Raw genomic sequence first — 18,002 nt, 5'->3', positions numbered from 1 at the left:
CCCATAGATTGGCTTCATTTTTGCAACTGCTAGTGCAATATAAGAAAAGTTCGGGTTGGAAAATGAAGCCATTAAAAGTGCATTACTTTCAGCATATTGCTGGTGAAGGGTTCGGAAGTTGTTATGAGTATTTAAAATCAATTGGAGCACAAATTAGTGCTACGGAGTTTTTTGCATTACCTGTTGAGATGGCATTAGAAATCGAGGCGTTACCAGCAATTGAAGATATTGATTTACTAATCATCATGGGTGGAGCAATGAGTGTAAATGATGAGGCAAATTATCCATGGCTAAAAATAGAAAAAAGATGGATCCGTCGATATTTATCACTAGGCAAGCCTGCAATTGGTTTGTGTCTCGGAGGTCAGCTTATAGCCAATGCTTTGGGAGCAAGTGTACGTTTAAATGAACAACAAGAGTTAGGTTGGACTAAAGTCTTCAGAACTCAACATGGTTTATCAGATTACTTTGAAATACCTAAAGAATTGGAAATAATGCAATGGCACAGTGAGACTTTTGAGATTCCTAAAGGAGGCGTCAGACTGGCTGAAAATAATGTGTGTGCAAACCAAATGTACCAAATTGGAAAGAATGTGCTGGGTTTTCAGTTTCATCCAGAAATAACGCCGAAAGTTTTACAAATGTATATTGAGAATGAAGAGCATGAGAAGGTATTTTCTGGCGCTTATGTACAATCTTTGGATACCTTAAAACAAACAAAAAAAACGAGGTTTCAAAAAGGGAATGAATTGCTGATCGATGCAATTAATTATGTATTGGGGTTCGGGCAGGGTGTACAGAAGAAAGCCGCCAACGCTTAACCGTAAATTGAGAAAAAATGATAAATAGGTTTGCTTAACAGTTAAACAATCGTTATAATGGGCGACCCTTTGATATTAAGGGCTAAACAACCTTGATTGTTGTTTAGATCGTTACAGTCGTGGCATCGATCACGACCTTAGTGATTTTCACTGCCTCTGACACTTGCCTTGTTTTCGGACAGGGGGAGATGCGTCATGGGTGATTCTTTATATATTTGGCTTGGAGTTTACTGGTATGTCTAACCAGAGAATCCGTATCCGTTTGAAGTCTTTTGATCACCGTTTAATTGATCAATCTTCTCAAGAGATCGTAGAAACAGCAAAACGTACTGGCGCACAAGTTTGTGGTCCAATCCCGATGCCAACTCGCATCGAGCGTTTTAACGTTCTAACTTCACCGCACGTTAACAAAGACGCGCGTGATCAGTATGAAATCCGCACTTACAAGCGTTTGATCGACATCGTTCAACCTACAGACAAAACTGTAGATGCATTGATGAAATTAGATCTTGCAGCTGGTGTAGACGTTCAGATCGCATTGGGTTAAGGCTTTCGGTTAATTAACACTCTAAGTTAATTAAGCCGCTTTTTTAGAGGTTTATGCACATGGCTATTGGTTTAGTCGGTCGCAAGTGCGGTATGACACGTATCTTTACAGATGCTGGTGTTTCTGTACCTGTTACAGTGATTGAGGTTGATCCTAACCGCATCACTCAAATCAAAACGCTTGAAACTGATGGTTATCAAGCGATTCAAATCACTACTGGTGAACGTCGCGAATCTCGCGTTACTAATGCTCAGAAAGGTCACTTCGCTAAAGCGGGTGTTGCTGCTGGTCGTTTAGTTCAAGAATTCCGTGTTACAGAAGCTGATCTTGAAGGTCGTGAAGTTGGCGGAACTATCGGTGTAGATTTGTTCACAGTGGGTCAAATCGTTGACGTAACTGGTCAGTCTAAAGGTAAAGGTTTCCAAGGTGGTGTTAAGCGTTGGAACTTCCGTACTCAAGACGCTACTCACGGTAACTCTGTTTCTCACCGTGTTCTAGGTTCTACAGGTCAAAACCAGACTCCTGGTCGCGTATTCAAAGGCAAAAAAATGGCTGGCCATTTAGGTGCTGAACGCGTAACTACACAGGGTCTTGAAATCGTTGCTATCGATACAGAGCGTTCAGTTCTTGTAGTTAAAGGCGCGGTTCCTGGTGCTACCGGTGGTGACGTAACTGTTCGTCCTACGATCAAGGCTTGAGGGGAAATAACGTGAATTTAAATACTGTTTCCGGCTCTGCTGTTGAATTATCAGAAGTTGCGTTCGGTCGTGAATTCAATGAAGCTCTTGTACACCAAGTTGTTACAGCGTATTTAGCTGGTGGTCGTCAAGGTTCAAAAGCTCAGAAATCACGTGCAGACGTTTCTGGCGGTGGTAAAAAACCATTCCGTCAAAAAGGTACTGGTCGCGCTCGTGCTGGTTCTATTCGTAGCCCAATCTGGGTTGGCGGTGGTAAAACTTTTGCTGCTCGTCCACAAGATTGGTCTCAAAAAGTAAACCGTAAAATGTATCGCGGTGCTATGCAATGCATCCTAGCTGAACTTGTTCGTCAAGATCGCTTAGTTTTAGTTGAAGAGTTTGCTGTAGCTGCTCCAAAAACTAAAGAATTGCTTGCAAAACTTAACGACTTGAATGCTACTCGTGCATTAATCGTTACTGATGCTGTTGATGAGAACTTGTATCTAGCTGCTCGTAACCTTCCACACGTTGATGTGGTTGATGCTGCTGCTATCGATCCTGTTAGCTTGATCGCGTTCGATAAAGTTGTTATGTCTGTAGCTGCTGCTAAGAAAATTGAGGTAGAACTCGGATGAACAACGAACGTATCTATCAAGTCCTAAAAGGACCTGTATTCTCAGAAAAAGCACAAGTTTTAGGTGAAACTGCTGGTGTTCAAGTGTTTAAGGTTGCTATCGATGCAAACAAACTTGAAATCAAAAAAGCAGTTGAACAATTATTTGGTGTAGAAGTTGTTAAAGTTAACACGACTATCACTAAAGGTAAGACTAAACGCTTTGGTAAAACTATCGGACGTCGTTCTGATGTTAAAAAAGCATACGTCACCCTGAAAGCTGGCCAAGATGTAGAAATGGCTGACTTGGGCGATACCGCTGAAAGCACAGCGGAATAAGGACGAGAATTATGCCTATTCAAAAATGTAAGCCAACGTCTCCAGGACGTCGCTTTGTAGAGAAAGTCGTTCACGACCATCTTCACAAAGGTGCGCCTTATGCTCCGTTGGTAGAAGCTAAAAAACGTACTGGTGGTCGTAATAACAACGGTCACATTACTACACGTCACGTTGGTGGTGGTCACAAGCAACATTACCGTATTGTTGACTTTAAACGTAACAAAGATGGCATTCCTGCGACTGTAGAGCGTATCGAATACGATCCTAACCGTACTGCACACATTGCATTAGTTTTGTATGCTGACGGTGAGCGTCGTTATATCATTGCGCCTAAAGGTCTACGTGCTGGTGATAAAGTTCAATCTGGTAACGATGCTCCAATTCGTCCAGGTAACTGCTTACCACTTCGTAACATGCCTATCGGTTCTACTCTTCACAATATCGAGCTTAAAATCGGTAAAGGCGCTCAATTAGTGCGTTCTGCTGGTGCTTCTGCTCAGTTATTGGGTCGTGACGGTTCTTACGCAATTATTCGTCTACGTTCTGGCGAAATGCGTAAAGTACACGTTGAATGTCGCGCAGTTCTTGGTGAAGTTTCTAACCAAGAAAGCAACTTACGTTCACTAGGTAAAGCTGGTGCTTCACGCTGGCGTGGTGTTCGTCCTACCGTTCGTGGTATGGCGATGAACCCGGTAGATCACCCACATGGTGGTGGTGAAGGGCGTAACAAAGGTATTCAACCTGTAAGCCCATGGGGTCAAAAAGCTAAAGGGTACAAGACACGTACCAATAAGCGTACGACTAAGATGATCATTCGCGACCGTCGCGTTAAGTAACAAGTAAAGGAATCTGACAATGCCTCGTTCTCTGAAAAAAGGCCCATTCGTCGATGCGCACTTGTTCGCTAAGGTTGAAGCGGCTATCGCGGCTAATAACCGTAAGCCGATCAAAACTTGGTCGCGTCGTTCGATGATCCTCCCGGATTTTGTTGGTTTAACAATTTCTGTACACAATGGTCGTAACCATGTTCCGGTAATCGTATCTGAGCATATGGTTGGTCACAAGCTTGGTGAATTTGCACCGACTCGTACTTACCGTGGTCACGGTGTTGACAAGAAATCTAAACGTTAATAGGTGCTATGATGGAAGTAACTGCTAAATTACGCGGTGCCGCTATCTCGGCACAAAAAGCTCGTTTGGTTGCAGACTTGATTCGCGGCAAATCTGTTGCGCACGCTCTTAACATCCTAAACTTCAGCAACAAAAAAGCTGCAGTTTTAGTTAAGAAAGCGTTGGAATCTGCGATTGCAAATGCTGAACATAATAACAGTTTAGATGTAGACGATCTTAAAGTTTCTACGATCTACGTTGATGAAGGCATGAGCCTTAAACGTATTTTGCCACGTGCTAAAGGCCGTGCAGATCGTATTACTAAGCGTACTTGTCACATCACCGTTAAGGTAGGGGTTTGATATGGGTCAGAAGGTTCATCCAATCGGTATCCGCCTAGGTGTTGTGAAACGTCATAACGCTAACTGGTATGCGAATCCGAAACAATACGCTGAATACTTGCTTAAAGATCTTCAAGTTCGTGAGTTTTTGAACAAAAAACTTAAGAATGCGATGGTAAGCAATATTCTTATCGAACGTCCAACAGGTGCTGCTAAAGTAACAATTAGCACTGCTCGTCCTGGTATCGTAATCGGTAAAAAAGGCGAAGACATTGAAAAATTACAGCGCGAACTTACCAATATTATGGGTGTTCCAGCGCAAGTAAGCATCAACGAAATTGATCGTCCAGATTTAGACGCTCGTCTAGTTGGTGAAGCAATTGCTTCTCAATTAGAAAAACGTGTAATGTTCCGTCGTGCTATGAAGCGTGCGGTTCAAAACACTATGCGTGCTGGTGCGAAAGGTATCAAAGTTGAAGTTTCTGGTCGTTTAGGCGGTGCAGAGATTGCACGTACTGAATGGTATCGTGAAGGTCGTGTACCTCTACATACTCTTCGTGCTGACATCGACTATTCAGCGGTTCGCGCAGAAACTACTTACGGTACGATCGGCGTTAAAGTTTGGATCTTCCGTGGTGAGATCTTGGGCGGCATGAAACAAGTCATGAACCCAGCTCCAGCTGAAGAACGTCCAGCTAAACGTGGTCGCGGTCGTGGTGAAGGTCAAGAGCGTCGTGGTCGTCGCAATGATCGTTCTGCTGAAAAAGGAGAATAATCCATGTTGCAACCTAAACGTACTAAATTCCGTAAAGTGCAAAAAGGCCGTAACACTGGTCTAGCACATCGCGGTAGCACAGTATCTTTTGGTACTATCGCACTTAAATCAGTTGAACGTGGTCGCATGACTGCGCGTCAAATTGAAGCAGCGCGTCGTACAATCAGCCGTCGTGTAAAACGTGGTGGTAAGATCTTTATCCGTGTATTCCCGGACAAACCAATTACTGAAAAACCATTAGAAGTTCGTATGGGTAAAGGTAAAGGTTCTGTGGAATATTGGGTTTGTGAAATCAAACCAGGTAAGATCCTGTACGAAATGGAAGGTGTGAACGAAGAATTAGCGCGTGAAGCATTTACGCTTGCTGCTGCTAAACTTCCGTTTAAAACCACTATCGTGACTCGGACGGTAATGTAATGAAAACTAAAGATCTACGTGAAAAGTCGGTAGAAGAATTGACAGCTTTGCTTGATGAGCAACAGTTGAACCAATTCCGTCTTCGCATGGCTAAAGCAACTGGTCAATTGGGTAAATCGCACGAAGTGCAATTAACTCGTAAAACTATTGCTCGCATCAAGACCCTCCTTACCGAAAAACAGGGGAACGCACAATGAGTGAGCAAACAGTTCGCACGTTAACAGGCAAAGTAGTAAGCGACAAGATGGACAAGTCTATCGTTGTTCTTATCGAACGCCGCGTTCAACACCCGTTGTATGGCAAATCAATCCGCCGTTCAACAAAATTACACGCTCATGATGAGAACAACACTGCTAAAACTGGCGATGTTGTAACTATCAAAGAAAGCCGCCCAATTTCTAAAACTAAGTCTTGGACTTTAGTTGAAGTTGTTGAAGCAGCTGCTGAGTAAATAACGTTCTTGTTGCATCATCGGTCAATTTCGAGTACTCTTTGAGCCTTTCGAAATTGTGACCGGTGATGCTCGGTTTTGGAGTAGGGCAATGATTCAGACCGAAACTATGCTCGACGTAGCAGACAACAGTGGTGCTCGCCGCGTACAATGTATTAAAGTACTTGGTGGTTCACATCGTCGTTATGCTTCAGTTGGCGACATTATTAAAGTTACTGTAAAAGAAGCAATTCCACGTGGCCGTGTTAAAAAAGGCGACGTAATGAATGCAGTAGTTGTACGTACAAAATTCGGTATCCGTCGTCCAGATGGTTCTGTTATTCGTTTCGATGATAACGCTGCTGTTATTTTGAACAACAACAAAGCTCCGATTGCTACTCGTATTTTCGGACCAGTGACTCGTGAACTTCGTACTGAACAGTTCATGAAAATCATTTCATTGGCTCCTGAAGTTCTATAATAGAGGCAATCATGGCTAAGATTAAAAAAGGCGATCAAGTAATCGTGATCGCAGGTAAAGAAAAAGGCAAACAAGGTACTGTTTTGTCTGTTTCTAATGACCGAGTTAAGGTTGAAGGTCTTAACTTAGTTAAGAAGCATCAAAAGCCTAACCGTGCAACAGGTGCTGAAGGCGCTATCGTTACACAAGAAGCTTTGCTTCATATCTCTAACGTGGCAATTTTTAATGCTACAACCCAAAAGGCTGACCGTGTTGGTTACCAAGTGATTGATGGCGTGAAAACTCGCGTTTACAAATCAAATGGTGAATCAGTGGCGGTAGCGAAGTAATAGGTTGAAATAGGCAATGGCCAGACTTAAAGCGCGTTACAACGACGAACTTAAAGCTCAATTACAAGAACAATTGGGCGTTAAGAATGTGATGGAGATCCCTCGCATCACTAAAATCACGATCAATATGGGTGTTGGTGCAGCTGCTGCTGACAAAAAACTCCTTGATGGTGCTCTTTCTGATATGCAAGCTATCGCTGGTCAAAAACCAGTTCTTACGTTAGCTCGTAAATCTATCGCTGGTTTCAAAATCCGTGATGGTTGGCCGATTGGTTGTAAAGTTACTTTACGTGGCGAACGCATGTACGAATTCTTAGACCGTTTGATCTCTATCGCGATCCCTCGTATCCGTGACTTCCGTGGTTTCTCTGCGAAATCATTTGACGGTCGTGGTAACTACTCTATGGGTCTTAAAGAACAGATCATGTTCCCTGAGATCGATTTTGATAAGATTGACCGTATTCGTGGTATGGATATTACCATCACTACGACTGCTCGCACCGATGACGAAGGCCGTGCGCTTATGCGTGCATTCGGCTTCCCGTTCAAATAAGAGGTCGATATGGCTAAGAAAGGTATGATTAATCGCGAATTGAAACGCGAAGCTACTGTTGCTAAATACGCTGCAAAACGTGCTGAATTAAAAGCTGTTATTGCAAACGTAAATGCAAGCGACGAAGAGCGTTTCGAAGCGATGATGAAGTTACAAGCATTACCACGTAATGCATCTCCAGTACGTCTTCGTAACCGTTGTGGTTTAACTGGTCGTCCTCATGGTTACTTCCGTAAGTTCGGTTTAAGCCGTAACAAATTACGTGACACAGTAATGCAAGGTGATGTACCGGGCGTTGTTAAGGCAAGCTGGTAAGGAGCACTATAAATGAGTATGCAAGATACCGTTGCCGACATGTTAACACGTGTTCGTAACGCACAAATGGCGAAGAAACAAACTGTTTCTATGCCAAACTCAAAGTTAAAAGTTGCGATTGCTAACGTTCTTCAACAAGAAGGTTATATCGCTGACGTAGCTGTTGCGGATGCTGAAGGCAAACCAACACTTACTTTGACTTTAAAATATTTCGAAGGCAAACCAGTTATTGAAACTGTGAAGCGCGTTAGCCGTCCAGGTTTACGTCAATATCGCGGTAAAGATAACCTTCCAAGCGTTAAGCAAGGTTTAGGTATTGCAATTGTTTCTACAAGCAAAGGCATCATGACTGATCGCGCTGCACGTGCTGCAGGTATCGGTGGTGAAGTTATTGCTTTTGTTTCTTAATAGGTGATTCCTCATGTCTCGTGTGGCTAAAGCCCCAGTAACTGTACCTAACGGTGTAACAGTTACTCAGAACGGCCGGCAGGTCGAAGTGAAAGGCAGCAAAGGTACTTTGTCTTTCAACCTGCATGCGCTGGTCGAGCTAAAACAGGAAGACGGTATTCTAGCTGTTGCTCCTAAAGCTGAATCTAAAGATGCTTGGATGCAAGCTGGTACTGCTCGCGCTGTGCTTAACAACCTTGTTAAAGGTGTTAGCGAAGGTTTCGAACGTAAGTTACAACTTATCGGTGTTGGTTATAAAGCTGCGGTTAAAGGGAACACAGTTCACCTTAACCTAGGTTTCTCTCACCCGATCGATTACAACCTTCCTGAAGGTGTAACTGCTGAAACTCCTACAGCTACTGAAATCGTGCTTAAATCTGCTGATAAAGCAGCTTTAGGTCAAGTTGCTGCAGATATCCGTGGTTACCGTCCGCCAGAGCCATATAAAGGTAAAGGTGTTCGTTATTCTGATGAAGTTGTACTTCGTAAAGAAGCTAAGAAGAAATAAGGCGCGAGGTTCTTATGAACGAAAAGAAACAAACCCGTTTGCGTCGTGCGAAAAGCACACGCTTGCACATCCGTGCATTGGGTGCGACTCGTTTGTGTGTAAACCGCACTCCGCGTCACATCTATGCTCAAGTAATCTCAGCAGATGGTGGCAAAGTATTAGCGCAAGCTTCTACTTTAGATGCTACGTTACGTAGTGGTACTACAGGTAACGTTGAAGCAGCTACTAAAGTTGGTGCTTTAATCGCTGAACGTGCTAAAGCAGCTGGCGTAACTAAAGTTGCATTTGACCGTTCTGGTTTCAAATATCATGGTCGTATCAAAGCCTTGGCTGATGCTGCTCGTGAAAACGGCTTGGAGTTCTAATCATGGCTAAAGTTGAACAAAACGAAGGTCTTGTTGAAAAGCTGGTTGCCGTTGATCGTGTAGCCAAAGTTGTTAAGGGTGGTCGTATCTTCTCTTTCACAGCATTAACTGTTGTGGGTGATGGTAATGGTCGCGTAGGTTTTGGTCGTGGTAAAGCTCGTGAAGTTCCAGCTGCTATTTCTAAAGCACTTGAAGCTGCTCGTCGCAACATGATTACTGTTGAACTTGTTGATGGTACTGTTCAGCACCCTATCAACGCTCGTCACGGTGCTAGCCGTGTTTACATGCAACCTGCTTCTGAAGGTACTGGTGTAATTGCTGGTGGCGCTATGCGTGCTGTTTTAGAAGCTGTTGGTGTACGTAACGTATTAACTAAATGTTATGGTTCTACTAACGCTGCGAACGTAGTAAACGCGACTTTCAATGGTCTGCGTGATATGACTTCTCCTGAGAAAGTTGCTGCGAAACGTGGTCTTTCAGTAGCACAAATTCAAGGGTAATCAATCATGAAAACGATTAAAGTTACCCAGACTAAATCTGCATCGCATCGCTTGAAAAATCACAAGCTTAGCCTTAAAGGTTTAGGTCTGCGTCGTATTGGTCACACTGTAGAAGTTCAAGATACTCCTTCTAACCGTGGTATGATCAATCAAGTTTACTATATGGTTAGTGTAGAGGAATAAGCCATGACTCTGCGTTTAAATACAATTGCACCTGCAGAAGGTGCTAAACGTGATAACCTTCGTTTAGGCCGTGGTATTGGTTCTGGCGTTGGTAAGACTGGTGGCCGTGGTGTCAAAGGTCAAAACTCACGTAAGAGCGGTGGTACTCGTCCAGGTTTTGAGGGTGGTCAAACTGCATTATATCGTCGTCTACCTAAGTTCGGTTTCACTAGCCAATTGGCTTTGAAAACTGCTGAAGTACGTTTGTCTGAACTTAACAAAGTTGAAGGCGATATCGTTACTCTTGAAACTTTAAAAGCAGCGAACGTTGTACGTAAAGATATGATTCGTGCTCGTATCGTTCTTTCTGGTGAAATCACTCGTGCATTCACTGTTCAAGGTGTTGCATTGACTAAAGGCGCTAAAGCTGCTGTTGAAGCTGCTGGCGGTAAAGTCGAGGAGTAATCGCGAGTGTCTATGTCTCCTAGTTCTACAGGTCATGTTCACATGATGAAAGGTCAACCATTTCACGTGAAATATCGTGAAATTATTCGCCGATTAATGTTTTTAATTGGTGCTTTGGTGGTCTTTCGACTAGGAGCGCATATTCCGCTGCCAGGTATTGATAATGTCGCTTTAGAACGTTTCTTTAATGCAAACCAGGGTACTTTCCTTGGTTTGTTTAATATGTTCTCAGGCGGGGCATTGGAACGAATGTCCATTCTTGCGTTGGGGATCATGCCGTATATTTCTGCATCGATTATCGTGCAGTTGATGTCAACGGTTGTTCCTTCGCTGGAAGCATTGAAAAAAGAAGGCGAGCAGGGCAAGCGTAAGATTAACCAATATACGCGTTACGGCACATTATTCCTTGCAATTGTACAAGGTATTGGTATGTGTGCTGGTCTGATCAGTCAAGGGATTACCTTTACTTCAGGTTTAGCATTCTATATTCCTGCATTAACGTCTTTAGTTGCAGGTACCATGTTCTTAATGTGGTTGGGAGAGCAAATTACCGAACGTGGTGTTGGTAATGGGATCTCTATGATCATCTTTGCAGGTATTGTTGCTGGTTTACCAAGTATGGTTGTGCAATCATTTACCCTTGTGGAAAATGGTCAATCAAGTTTAATTGGTATTGCTATATTTGGCTTATTGTCTTTAGCTGTTTTAGCTGCGATTGTGTTTATTGAAAAAGCACAACGTCGTATACCTGTTAACTATGCTCAAAAGCAGCAAGGTCGCCGAGTATTTACTGCACAGCAGACTCACTTACCATTAAAAATAAATATGGCGGGTGTAATTCCAGCAATTTTCGCAAGTTCGTTATTGCTGTTTCCTGCAAGTTTAGGTCAATGGTTAGGTAGTTCTGATCCTAATGCAGGGATCGTTAAGCGTACACTACAAGATTTGGCATTAGTTTTATCGCCTGGACAACCATTATATTTGGTGCTATTCGGTGCGCTTATTATTTTCTTCTGTTATTTTTATACGGCACTAGTTTTCAGTCCTAAAGAAGTATCGGAAAACTTAAAGCGTAGTGGAGCTTATGTACCTGGTATCCGCCCAGGTGAGCAAACTGCTCGTTATTTAGATCATATTCTTAGTCGTTTAACATTTATCGGTTCGATTTATATCACTGTTGTATGTTTAATGCCGATGGTACTTCAAAGTTCTTTTGGTATTCCATTCCATTTGGGTGGTACATCGCTGTTGATCGTGGTTGTTGTAGTTATGGACTTTATGGCTCAGCTACAGGCACACCTCACATCGCGCCAATATGATAATCAAACACTAATGAGTAAAACGACTGCTCATCCTAAGGGATAAGCGCACTTAGAGGTTTCATCATGAAAGTTCAAGCTTCTGTAAAGAAAATTTGTGGTAGCTGTAAAGTTATCCGTCGTAATGGGGTAATCCGCGTGATTTGTAGCGCTGAACCTCGTCATAAGCAGCGTCAAGGTTAATCTGATCAAGACCTGTTGATTTCAGTAGGCTAATTAGGTTATTATCCGCCCCTCAAAGATTTTGTGGGGCGGTTGATTATCTCTACTGCCTTTTTGGAGAAAGTGAATGGCTCGTATTGCCGGTGTAAACATTCCGGATAACAAGCATGCTGTTATCTCTCTTACGTATATCTTTGGTATTGGCCGCCATACTGCTAAGCAAATCTTAGCTGCAACTGGTATTGCACCAACTACTAAGATCCGTGAATTAGATGACGCTCAGCTTGATGCGATTCGTGCAGAAGTTGCTAAGGTTCCGACCGAAGGTGACTTACGTCGCGAAATTTCCATGAACATTAAACGTTTAATGGATTTAGGCTGCTACCGCGGTCTTCGTCATCGTCGCAGCTTGCCTGTCCGCGGACAACGCACCAAAACTAACGCACGTACCCGTAAAGGTCCGCGCAAACCTATTAAGAAATAAGATTTCTGGAAGCTAAAAGATGGCTAAAGATACTCGCACACGCAAGAAGGTCACTCGTACCGTCTCTGAAGGTGTTGCACACATTCACGCTTCTTTTAATAACACCATTGTGACTATTACCGATCGTCAAGGTAATGCACTGGCTTGGGCCACTTCAGGTGGACAAGGCTTCCGTGGATCACGTAAATCAACTCCGTTTGCTGCTCAGGTAGCTGCTGAAGTTGCTGGTAAAGCTGCTTTAGATTACGGTTTGAAAAACTTGGATGTCCTTGTTAAAGGTCCTGGTCCAGGTCGTGAATCTGCGGTTCGTGCTTTAGGTGCAGTGGGTTATAAAATTAATAGCATTACCGATGTGACTCCAATTCCTCACAACGGTTGCCGTCCACCTAAAAAACGTCGCGTGTAAGGAGAAACATTCATGGCTCGTTATATTGGTCCAAAATGCAAACTCTCTCGCCGCGAAGGGACAGACCTGCAACTTAAATCAGGCGTTAAACCGTTTGATGTTAAGACAAAAAAACATGCTAAAGCTCCTGGCCAACATGGTGGAGCTCGTGGTGGTAAACAATCAGAGTACTCACTACAATTACGTGAAAAACAAAAAGTACGTCGTATGTACGGTGTTTTAGAACGTCAATTTAGTAACTACTATAAAGAAGCTGCTCGTGTTAAAGGCGCAACAGGTGAAAACTTGTTGAAATTGCTTGAAAGCCGTTTAGATAACGTTGTTTATCGTATGGGCTTTGGTTCTACACGTGCAGAAGCTCGTCAGCTTGTATCTCACCGTTCAATCACTTTAAATGGTCGTCGTGTTAACATCGCGTCAATCCAAGTTAAAGCTGGTGACGTGATTGCAGTACACGAAGGCGCTAAACAACAATTACGTATTAAAAACGCAATTGAATTGGCTGCTCAACGTGGAACTCCTTCTTGGATGGAAGTTGACCATTCTAAATTAGAAGGTACATTCAAATCTGCACCTGATCGTTCTGATTTACCTGCTGAAATCAACGAAAGCTTGATTGTTGAATTGTATTCTAAATAATCCTTGAGGTAGCAATAATGACGCGTACTGCAAACGAGTTTCTAACTCCGCAAGCGATCAAGGTCGAAGCGGCAAGCGGGACCTCGGCAAAAGTGATTCTAGAACCTTTAGAGCGTGGCTTTGGTCATACTCTAGGTAATGCTTTACGTCGCATTCTTTTATCATCTTTACCTGGCGCTGCTGTGGTTGAAGTTGAGATTGAAGGCGTCGAGCACGAGTACAGTACTTTAGAAGGCTTGCAGCAGGACATCGTCGAGCTCTTGCTGAACCTTAAAGGATTGTCTATTAAGCTGTTCGATCAAAATGAAGCATATTTGACATTAGAGAAACAAGGTCCTGGCGATGTAACTGCCGCTGATCTTCGTTTACCTCACAATGTTGAAGTGGTTAACCCTGAACATTTGATCGGCACGTTAAGTGCTTCAGGCTCATTGAAAATGCGCTTGAAAGTTGTTCAAGGTCGTGGTTATGAGACTTCTGATTCTCGCTTCCCAGAAGGTGAAACTCGCCCAGTGGGACGTTTACAATTAGATGCGTCTTATAGCCCGATTAAACGTGTTTCTTACACAGTTGAAAATGCTCGTGTAGAACAACGTACAGACCTTGACAAGTTGGTCATTGATCTTGAAACAAACGGGACTGTTGATCCTGAAGAAGCGATCCGTAAAGCGGCAACAATCTTGCAACAACAAATTGCAATCTTTGTTGATCTTCAGAAAGATCAAGCTCCAGTTGCTCAAGAACCTCGTGAAGAAGTTGACCCAATCTTGCTTCGTCCAGTAGATGATCTAGAGCTTACTGTTCGTTCTGCTAACTGTTTGAAAGCAGAAAATATTTACTACATTGGTGATCTTGTTCAACGTACTGAAGTTGAGTTGTTAAAAACTCCTAACTTAGGTAAAAAATCGTTGACTGAGATCAAAGATGTTCTGGCTTCAAAAGGCTTACAACTCGGCATGCGTTTAGAAAACTGGCCACCAGCTAGTTTACGTATGGACGATCGTTTTGCCTATCGTAGTCGTTAATTAAGTAGGACTATCACCATGCGTCATCGTAATAGTGGTGTGAAATTAGGCCGTACAAGCAGTCATCGTAAAGCGATGTTCCAAAACATGGCTAATTCTTTGTTTGAACACGAGTTGATCAAAACAACTGTGCCTAAAGCAAAAGAGTTACGTCGTGTAGCTGAGCCTTTAATCACTTTAGCTAAAGTCGATACAGTAGCAAACCGTCGTTTAGCGTTTGCTCGTACTCGTTCAGCAGCAACTGTTGGTAAATTATTTACCGTTCTTGGCCCTCGTTACAAAGAACGTAACGGCGGTTATCTGCGTGTTCTTAAAGCGGGCTTCCGTGCAGGTGATGCTGCACCGATGGCTTACGTTGAGCTAGTAGATCGCGAAGTTAAATAATTTCGTGTAGAACATCGCAAGTTGTTCAAAAAAGGTCGGTTGAATAAACCGGCCTTTTTTTGTCTAACAATTGGCATTACTTGACCTGAATTGACATGTTTTTTGCAACTTTTAGTCAAACTTGACATTGTGTATTGTCAAAAATATGTTTTAATAAAAATGTTCTTATAAAAAGGTTAATAAAAGAAATGGATAAGCAAGTCGATATTCTTATTGTTGGTGCTGGTATCTCTGGAATTGGAATTGCAGCACATTTAATTAAAAATAATCCGAACCGTAAATTTGAAATACTCGAACGTCGTAAAAGTTTCGGTGGAACGTGGGATTTGTTTAAATACCCAGGTATTCGCTCCGACTCAGATATGTCTACTTTTGGCTACAATTTTAAGCCATGGCGTAAAGCGGATGTGCTTGCAGATGGCGCTTCGATTAAAGGTTACTTGGGTGAAGTTGTTAGTGAGTACAATATTAAAGAAAAAATTCATTTTGAGCATCGTGTACTTTCTGCGAATTACGATACTTCAATCAAAAAATGGATTGTAGAAATCGAAGATCAAAATCAAAAGAAACAAACTTGGCAAGCTAATTTTGTCTTAGGCTGCACAGGCTATTATAACTATGATCAAGGTTTCCAACCTGATTTTCCAAATCAAGATAAATTTAAAGGTCAATTGATTCATCCACAATTTTGGCCTGAAAATTTAGATTATACCGGCAAGAAAGTAGTTATCATTGGTAGTGGAGCAACTGCAATCACTTTAGTACCAGCAATGGCAAAAGGTGGGGCTGGGCATGTAACAATGTTACAACGTTCACCAACTTATATTGCTTCAATTCCTTCGATTGATTTTGTTTATGACAAAACACGTAAATTTATGACAGAGGACATGGCATATAAGTTCACGCGTGCTCGTAATATCGGAATGCAACGTGCAATTTTTGCTTTGTCAAAAAAACAACCTCAATTGGTTCGCAAGTTACTTCTTAAATCAATTGAAATGCAGTTGAAAGGTAAAGTGGATATGAAACACTTTACGCCAAGTTACAATCCTTGGGATCAACGTTTATGTGTAGTGCCAGACGGTGATTTATTCAAAATTTTACGTAGTGGTAAAGCAAGTGTTGAAACAGATCATATTGAATCATTCACTGAAAATGGTATTCAATTGAAATCTGGTAAACACTTAGATGCAGATATCATTGTTTCTGCAACTGGTCTAGAAATTCAAATTATGGGCGGTATCAAAGCGACTGTTGATGGTCAGCCGATCAAGACTAGCGAACATATGCTTTATAATGGTGTGATGGTAAGTGATGTACCAAATATGGCGATGGTTATTGGTTATGTGAACGCGTCATGGACCTTAAAAGTAGATGTCGTTGCTGATTATATTTGCCGTTTATTCAAATATATGGATCAGAACGGTTATGATGAAGTTGTCGCACCAACTGACCATTCTGCAATGCTCGATGAAACAGTTATGGGTGAAATGTCATCAGGTTATATTGCGCGTGCGGCTGATCAACTTCCAAAACAAGGTACTAAGGCACCTTGGATGGCAACGCATAACTATTTAGCTGATCGTAAAGATCTGAAAAATGCGACTTTTAACGATGGTATTTTAAAATTTGCGAAGGCTCCTGCACAGTCTGTAAAAAAGCCTAAATTAGTGTCTTAATGAATAGCTATTAAAATAAAAAAGGAAGCGAAAGCTTCCTTTTTCTATTTATAAAGAACGTGATATGAGTTCTTTCATGATTTCATTGGTGCCGGCATAAATACGATTTGCACGGTTATCGATATATGCGCGTGCAATAGGGTATTCAAGCATGAAGCCATAGCCACCATGTAACTGTAAGCACTCATCAACGACTTTAGAGAACATATCAGAAATTTTATATTTTGCAGCTGCGGCAGCATCTACACCTAAAGTACCCTCAAGTTGTAATTCCATACAATGATCTAAATAAGAACGACAGAAGTCTATTTCAGTTCGAAGTTCTGCTAGCTTAAAACGTGTATTTTGAAATGCACCAATTGGCTTGCCAAATGCTTTACGATCTTTTGTATATTGTACTGTGTGCGCAAAGGCAGCTTCTGCACCTGCTTGGCAGATAATCGCAACAAGCATACGTTCCCATGCGAGTTCTTTCATAAGCATGATGAAGCCCATGCCTTCCATACCAATTAAATTTTCCTTTGGAACACGAACATTATCAAAGAACAATTCACAAGTATCTTGTCCTTTCATACCAATTTTATTGAGTGGTTTACCTTTGGTGAATCCTGCTCGATCAGCTTCGACAATGATAAGCGATAAGTTGGCTGAACCTTTATCACTATTACCTGTTTTACACACAACAATCGCCATGTCACATAGATAACCATTGGTAATAAAAATTTTAGAACCATTGATGACATATTCATCGCCATCTAAAACTGCAGAAGTCCGTACAGCTTGTAAGTCTGAACCTGTACCAGGCTCCGTCATCGCAATGGCAGTGACAACTTCGCCAGAAGCCATTTTAGGGAGCCATTTTTTTTTCTGCTCTTCGTTGGCAAAATTATTCAGGTAGTTCGCAACAATATCCGAATGCAATGAAAAACCAGTTGATGAATCCATTGCATAAGCTTGTTCTTCAATGAGGATCATACTGTAGAGTCGATCTACACCATATCCACCATATTCTTCAGGCATTGTGGTACACAATAGACCCATTTCACCCGCTTTATTCCATAAGTCACGATCTACATGTTGTTGTTCTTCATATTTAGCAATATTTGGAACGACTTCTTTTTCATAGAATTTTCGGACAGTATCACGAAACGCTTCATGCTCTGCATTGAATAATTTTCGAGGCAACATATTAGGAATTGGTCGAATTGCGCCTGATTGCATATTTATATTTCCATAAGTGTTATTAGAATAGCCACAACATAAGAGAGCCTGAACATTGGTGCAATGTGTTGAATGCTCAAAACGCAAAAATTACTGATGAATTTGGTCAATTGATATTTTTAAAACACAAAGCTCATGGCTTCAGTTAAAATGTAATGAACACAGATTAGGGGATAAAAATGTACGATGAATTAACGCTTGAAGAGCGTAAAGTTATCTATCGAGCACGTCGTGGTTTAAAAGAAATTGACGTGTATTTTGATCCTTATGTAAAGCAATACTATTTGCAAGCTGAACCTGAAGAGAAAGCAATGTTTGCTGAATTGGTTGAGCAAGAAGATCCTGATTTATTGGATTGGTTTATGGAGGTTTCTGAACCACCTCGACCTGAATTGCGCCATTTTATTCAAAAATTAAAAGATTATGTCCATAATCCATGAGCGCTATTCACTGAAACACAGCTTTTATTCAGCTGTGTTTCATGTTTT

The 18,002-nt window shown here is 41.9% G+C and carries 31 protein-coding genes and 1 pseudogene; 31 read left to right on the top strand and 1 reads right to left on the bottom strand.

Going from position 1 to position 18,002, the window contains the following annotated elements; translation table 11 throughout:
• Positions 1-62 precede the first annotated feature (62 nt).
• The 30 genes and pseudogenes from AC1M9K_RS12470 to AC1M9K_RS12325 all read left to right on the top strand — a co-directional run bounded on the left by AC1M9K_RS12470 (position 63) and on the right by AC1M9K_RS12325 (position 16,293).
• The gene (locus AC1M9K_RS12470; protein ID WP_179999267.1) at positions 63-821 is read left to right on the top strand and encodes a type 1 glutamine amidotransferase; all 759 of its coding nucleotides are present in this window, start codon (positions 63-65) and stop codon (positions 819-821) included.
• Between the two features lie 235 nt (positions 822-1,056).
• Complete coding sequence (gene rpsJ / locus AC1M9K_RS12465) at positions 1,057-1,368, top strand: 30S ribosomal protein S10 (protein WP_004725677.1); 312 nt, start codon at positions 1,057-1,059, stop codon at positions 1,366-1,368.
• A 59-nt stretch (positions 1,369-1,427) separates the two neighbouring features.
• Positions 1,428-2,066 carry a 50S ribosomal protein L3 gene (gene rplC / locus AC1M9K_RS12460; RefSeq protein ID WP_035265091.1) on the top strand — a complete coding sequence of 213 codons (639 nt, stop codon included), beginning with the start codon at positions 1,428-1,430 and terminating at the stop codon, positions 2,064-2,066.
• 11 nt (positions 2,067-2,077) lie between these two features.
• Complete coding sequence (rplD, locus tag AC1M9K_RS12455) at positions 2,078-2,680, top strand: 50S ribosomal protein L4 (RefSeq protein ID WP_035265093.1); 603 nt, start codon at positions 2,078-2,080, stop codon at positions 2,678-2,680.
• Positions 2,677-2,997 (top strand): 50S ribosomal protein L23, encoded by a 321-nt coding sequence (gene rplW / locus AC1M9K_RS12450; RefSeq protein ID WP_035265097.1) that lies wholly within the window; start codon positions 2,677-2,679, stop codon positions 2,995-2,997. Before rplD ends, rplW begins: the two co-directional genes overlap by 4 nt.
• 11 nt (positions 2,998-3,008) lie before the next feature.
• Positions 3,009-3,833 carry a 50S ribosomal protein L2 gene (rplB, locus tag AC1M9K_RS12445; RefSeq protein WP_035265099.1) on the top strand — a complete coding sequence of 275 codons (825 nt, stop codon included), beginning with the start codon at positions 3,009-3,011 and terminating at the stop codon, positions 3,831-3,833.
• A gap of 19 nt (positions 3,834-3,852) precedes the next feature.
• The gene (gene rpsS, locus AC1M9K_RS12440) at positions 3,853-4,128 is read left to right on the top strand and encodes a 30S ribosomal protein S19 (protein ID WP_004281508.1); all 276 of its coding nucleotides are present in this window, start codon (positions 3,853-3,855) and stop codon (positions 4,126-4,128) included.
• 11 nt (positions 4,129-4,139) lie between these two features.
• Entirely contained in the window at positions 4,140-4,469 is a 330-nt protein-coding gene (gene rplV, locus AC1M9K_RS12435; protein ID WP_035265103.1) for a 50S ribosomal protein L22, read from the top strand.
• A 1-nt stretch (position 4,470) separates the two neighbouring features.
• A pseudogene (rpsC, locus tag AC1M9K_RS12430) lies at positions 4,471-5,287 on the top strand (30S ribosomal protein S3).
• Positions 5,227-5,640, top strand: a complete 414-nt coding sequence (gene rplP, locus AC1M9K_RS12425) for a 50S ribosomal protein L16 (protein ID WP_035265110.1) — start codon at positions 5,227-5,229, stop codon at positions 5,638-5,640. Before rpsC ends, rplP begins: the two are co-directional and overlap by 61 nt.
• Complete coding sequence (gene rpmC, locus AC1M9K_RS12420; RefSeq protein ID WP_035265113.1) at positions 5,640-5,837, top strand: 50S ribosomal protein L29; 198 nt, start codon at positions 5,640-5,642, stop codon at positions 5,835-5,837. Before rplP ends, rpmC begins: the two co-directional genes overlap by 1 nt.
• Positions 5,834-6,091 (top strand): 30S ribosomal protein S17, encoded by a 258-nt coding sequence (gene rpsQ, locus AC1M9K_RS12415; RefSeq protein WP_004691314.1) that lies wholly within the window; start codon positions 5,834-5,836, stop codon positions 6,089-6,091. Before rpmC ends, rpsQ begins: the two co-directional genes overlap by 4 nt.
• Positions 6,092-6,182: 91 nt before the next feature.
• On the top strand, positions 6,183-6,551 hold the full coding sequence (gene rplN, locus AC1M9K_RS12410; protein WP_035265119.1) for a 50S ribosomal protein L14: 369 nt from the start codon (positions 6,183-6,185) through the stop codon (positions 6,549-6,551).
• A gap of 11 nt (positions 6,552-6,562) precedes the next feature.
• Positions 6,563-6,880, top strand: a complete 318-nt coding sequence (gene rplX, locus AC1M9K_RS12405; RefSeq protein ID WP_035265122.1) for a 50S ribosomal protein L24 — start codon at positions 6,563-6,565, stop codon at positions 6,878-6,880.
• A gap of 16 nt (positions 6,881-6,896) precedes the next feature.
• Positions 6,897-7,433, top strand: coding sequence for a 50S ribosomal protein L5 (rplE, locus tag AC1M9K_RS12400; RefSeq protein WP_004809796.1), 537 nt, complete (start codon positions 6,897-6,899; stop codon positions 7,431-7,433).
• 9 nt (positions 7,434-7,442) lie between these two features.
• Positions 7,443-7,748, top strand: a complete 306-nt coding sequence (gene rpsN, locus AC1M9K_RS12395; protein WP_067731180.1) for a 30S ribosomal protein S14 — start codon at positions 7,443-7,445, stop codon at positions 7,746-7,748.
• A 12-nt stretch (positions 7,749-7,760) separates the two neighbouring features.
• Positions 7,761-8,156: a 30S ribosomal protein S8 gene (gene rpsH / locus AC1M9K_RS12390; protein WP_035265132.1), complete on the top strand. Its 396-nt coding sequence runs from the start codon at positions 7,761-7,763 to the stop codon at positions 8,154-8,156.
• Positions 8,157-8,169: 13 nt separating this feature from the next.
• Complete coding sequence (rplF, locus tag AC1M9K_RS12385) at positions 8,170-8,703, top strand: 50S ribosomal protein L6 (RefSeq protein ID WP_035265135.1); 534 nt, start codon at positions 8,170-8,172, stop codon at positions 8,701-8,703.
• A 14-nt stretch (positions 8,704-8,717) separates the two neighbouring features.
• The gene (gene rplR, locus AC1M9K_RS12380; protein ID WP_035265138.1) at positions 8,718-9,068 is read left to right on the top strand and encodes a 50S ribosomal protein L18; all 351 of its coding nucleotides are present in this window, start codon (positions 8,718-8,720) and stop codon (positions 9,066-9,068) included.
• A gap of 2 nt (positions 9,069-9,070) precedes the next feature.
• A complete protein-coding gene (gene rpsE / locus AC1M9K_RS12375; protein ID WP_035265141.1) occupies positions 9,071-9,568 on the top strand; it encodes a 30S ribosomal protein S5 in 498 nt (165 codons plus the stop codon).
• Between the two features lie 6 nt (positions 9,569-9,574).
• Complete coding sequence (rpmD, locus tag AC1M9K_RS12370) at positions 9,575-9,751, top strand: 50S ribosomal protein L30 (protein ID WP_004786899.1); 177 nt, start codon at positions 9,575-9,577, stop codon at positions 9,749-9,751.
• Between the two features lie 3 nt (positions 9,752-9,754).
• A complete protein-coding gene (rplO, locus tag AC1M9K_RS12365; protein ID WP_481586790.1) occupies positions 9,755-10,195 on the top strand; it encodes a 50S ribosomal protein L15 in 441 nt (146 codons plus the stop codon).
• A 45-nt stretch (positions 10,196-10,240) separates the two neighbouring features.
• Entirely contained in the window at positions 10,241-11,560 is a 1,320-nt protein-coding gene (secY, locus tag AC1M9K_RS12360) for a preprotein translocase subunit SecY (RefSeq protein ID WP_171076742.1), read from the top strand.
• 20 nt (positions 11,561-11,580) lie between these two features.
• Positions 11,581-11,697, top strand: coding sequence for a 50S ribosomal protein L36 (rpmJ, locus tag AC1M9K_RS12355; protein WP_000867907.1), 117 nt, complete (start codon positions 11,581-11,583; stop codon positions 11,695-11,697).
• Positions 11,698-11,803: 106 nt separating this feature from the next.
• Positions 11,804-12,160, top strand: a complete 357-nt coding sequence (gene rpsM, locus AC1M9K_RS12350; RefSeq protein ID WP_035265156.1) for a 30S ribosomal protein S13 — start codon at positions 11,804-11,806, stop codon at positions 12,158-12,160.
• A gap of 19 nt (positions 12,161-12,179) precedes the next feature.
• Positions 12,180-12,566, top strand: coding sequence for a 30S ribosomal protein S11 (rpsK, locus tag AC1M9K_RS12345; RefSeq protein ID WP_001040166.1), 387 nt, complete (start codon positions 12,180-12,182; stop codon positions 12,564-12,566).
• A gap of 12 nt (positions 12,567-12,578) precedes the next feature.
• Complete coding sequence (rpsD, locus tag AC1M9K_RS12340) at positions 12,579-13,205, top strand: 30S ribosomal protein S4 (protein WP_035265160.1); 627 nt, start codon at positions 12,579-12,581, stop codon at positions 13,203-13,205.
• Between the two features lie 17 nt (positions 13,206-13,222).
• Positions 13,223-14,230 (top strand): DNA-directed RNA polymerase subunit alpha, encoded by a 1,008-nt coding sequence (locus tag AC1M9K_RS12335; protein ID WP_035265161.1) that lies wholly within the window; start codon positions 13,223-13,225, stop codon positions 14,228-14,230.
• An 18-nt stretch (positions 14,231-14,248) separates the two neighbouring features.
• A complete protein-coding gene (gene rplQ / locus AC1M9K_RS12330; RefSeq protein ID WP_034587447.1) occupies positions 14,249-14,614 on the top strand; it encodes a 50S ribosomal protein L17 in 366 nt (121 codons plus the stop codon).
• A 188-nt stretch (positions 14,615-14,802) separates the two neighbouring features.
• Complete coding sequence (locus AC1M9K_RS12325) at positions 14,803-16,293, top strand: flavin-containing monooxygenase (protein ID WP_481589431.1); 1,491 nt, start codon at positions 14,803-14,805, stop codon at positions 16,291-16,293.
• Between the two features lie 48 nt (positions 16,294-16,341).
• Here the strand turns inward: AC1M9K_RS12325 and AC1M9K_RS12320 are convergent, their stop codons facing one another.
• Complete coding sequence (locus AC1M9K_RS12320; protein ID WP_481589430.1) at positions 16,342-17,514, bottom strand: acyl-CoA dehydrogenase family protein; 1,173 nt, start codon at positions 17,512-17,514, stop codon at positions 16,342-16,344.
• A gap of 179 nt (positions 17,515-17,693) precedes the next feature.
• On the opposite strand from AC1M9K_RS12320, the gene AC1M9K_RS12315 reads away from it, so the two are divergent.
• Positions 17,694-17,954, top strand: coding sequence for an FAD assembly factor SdhE (locus AC1M9K_RS12315; protein WP_179999273.1), 261 nt, complete (start codon positions 17,694-17,696; stop codon positions 17,952-17,954).
• The last annotated feature ends 48 nt before the right edge of the window (positions 17,955-18,002 follow it).

Source organism: Acinetobacter sp. 24-47-67 (assembly GCF_056779735.1).
This window is presented reverse-complemented; position numbering and strand designations above follow the sequence as displayed.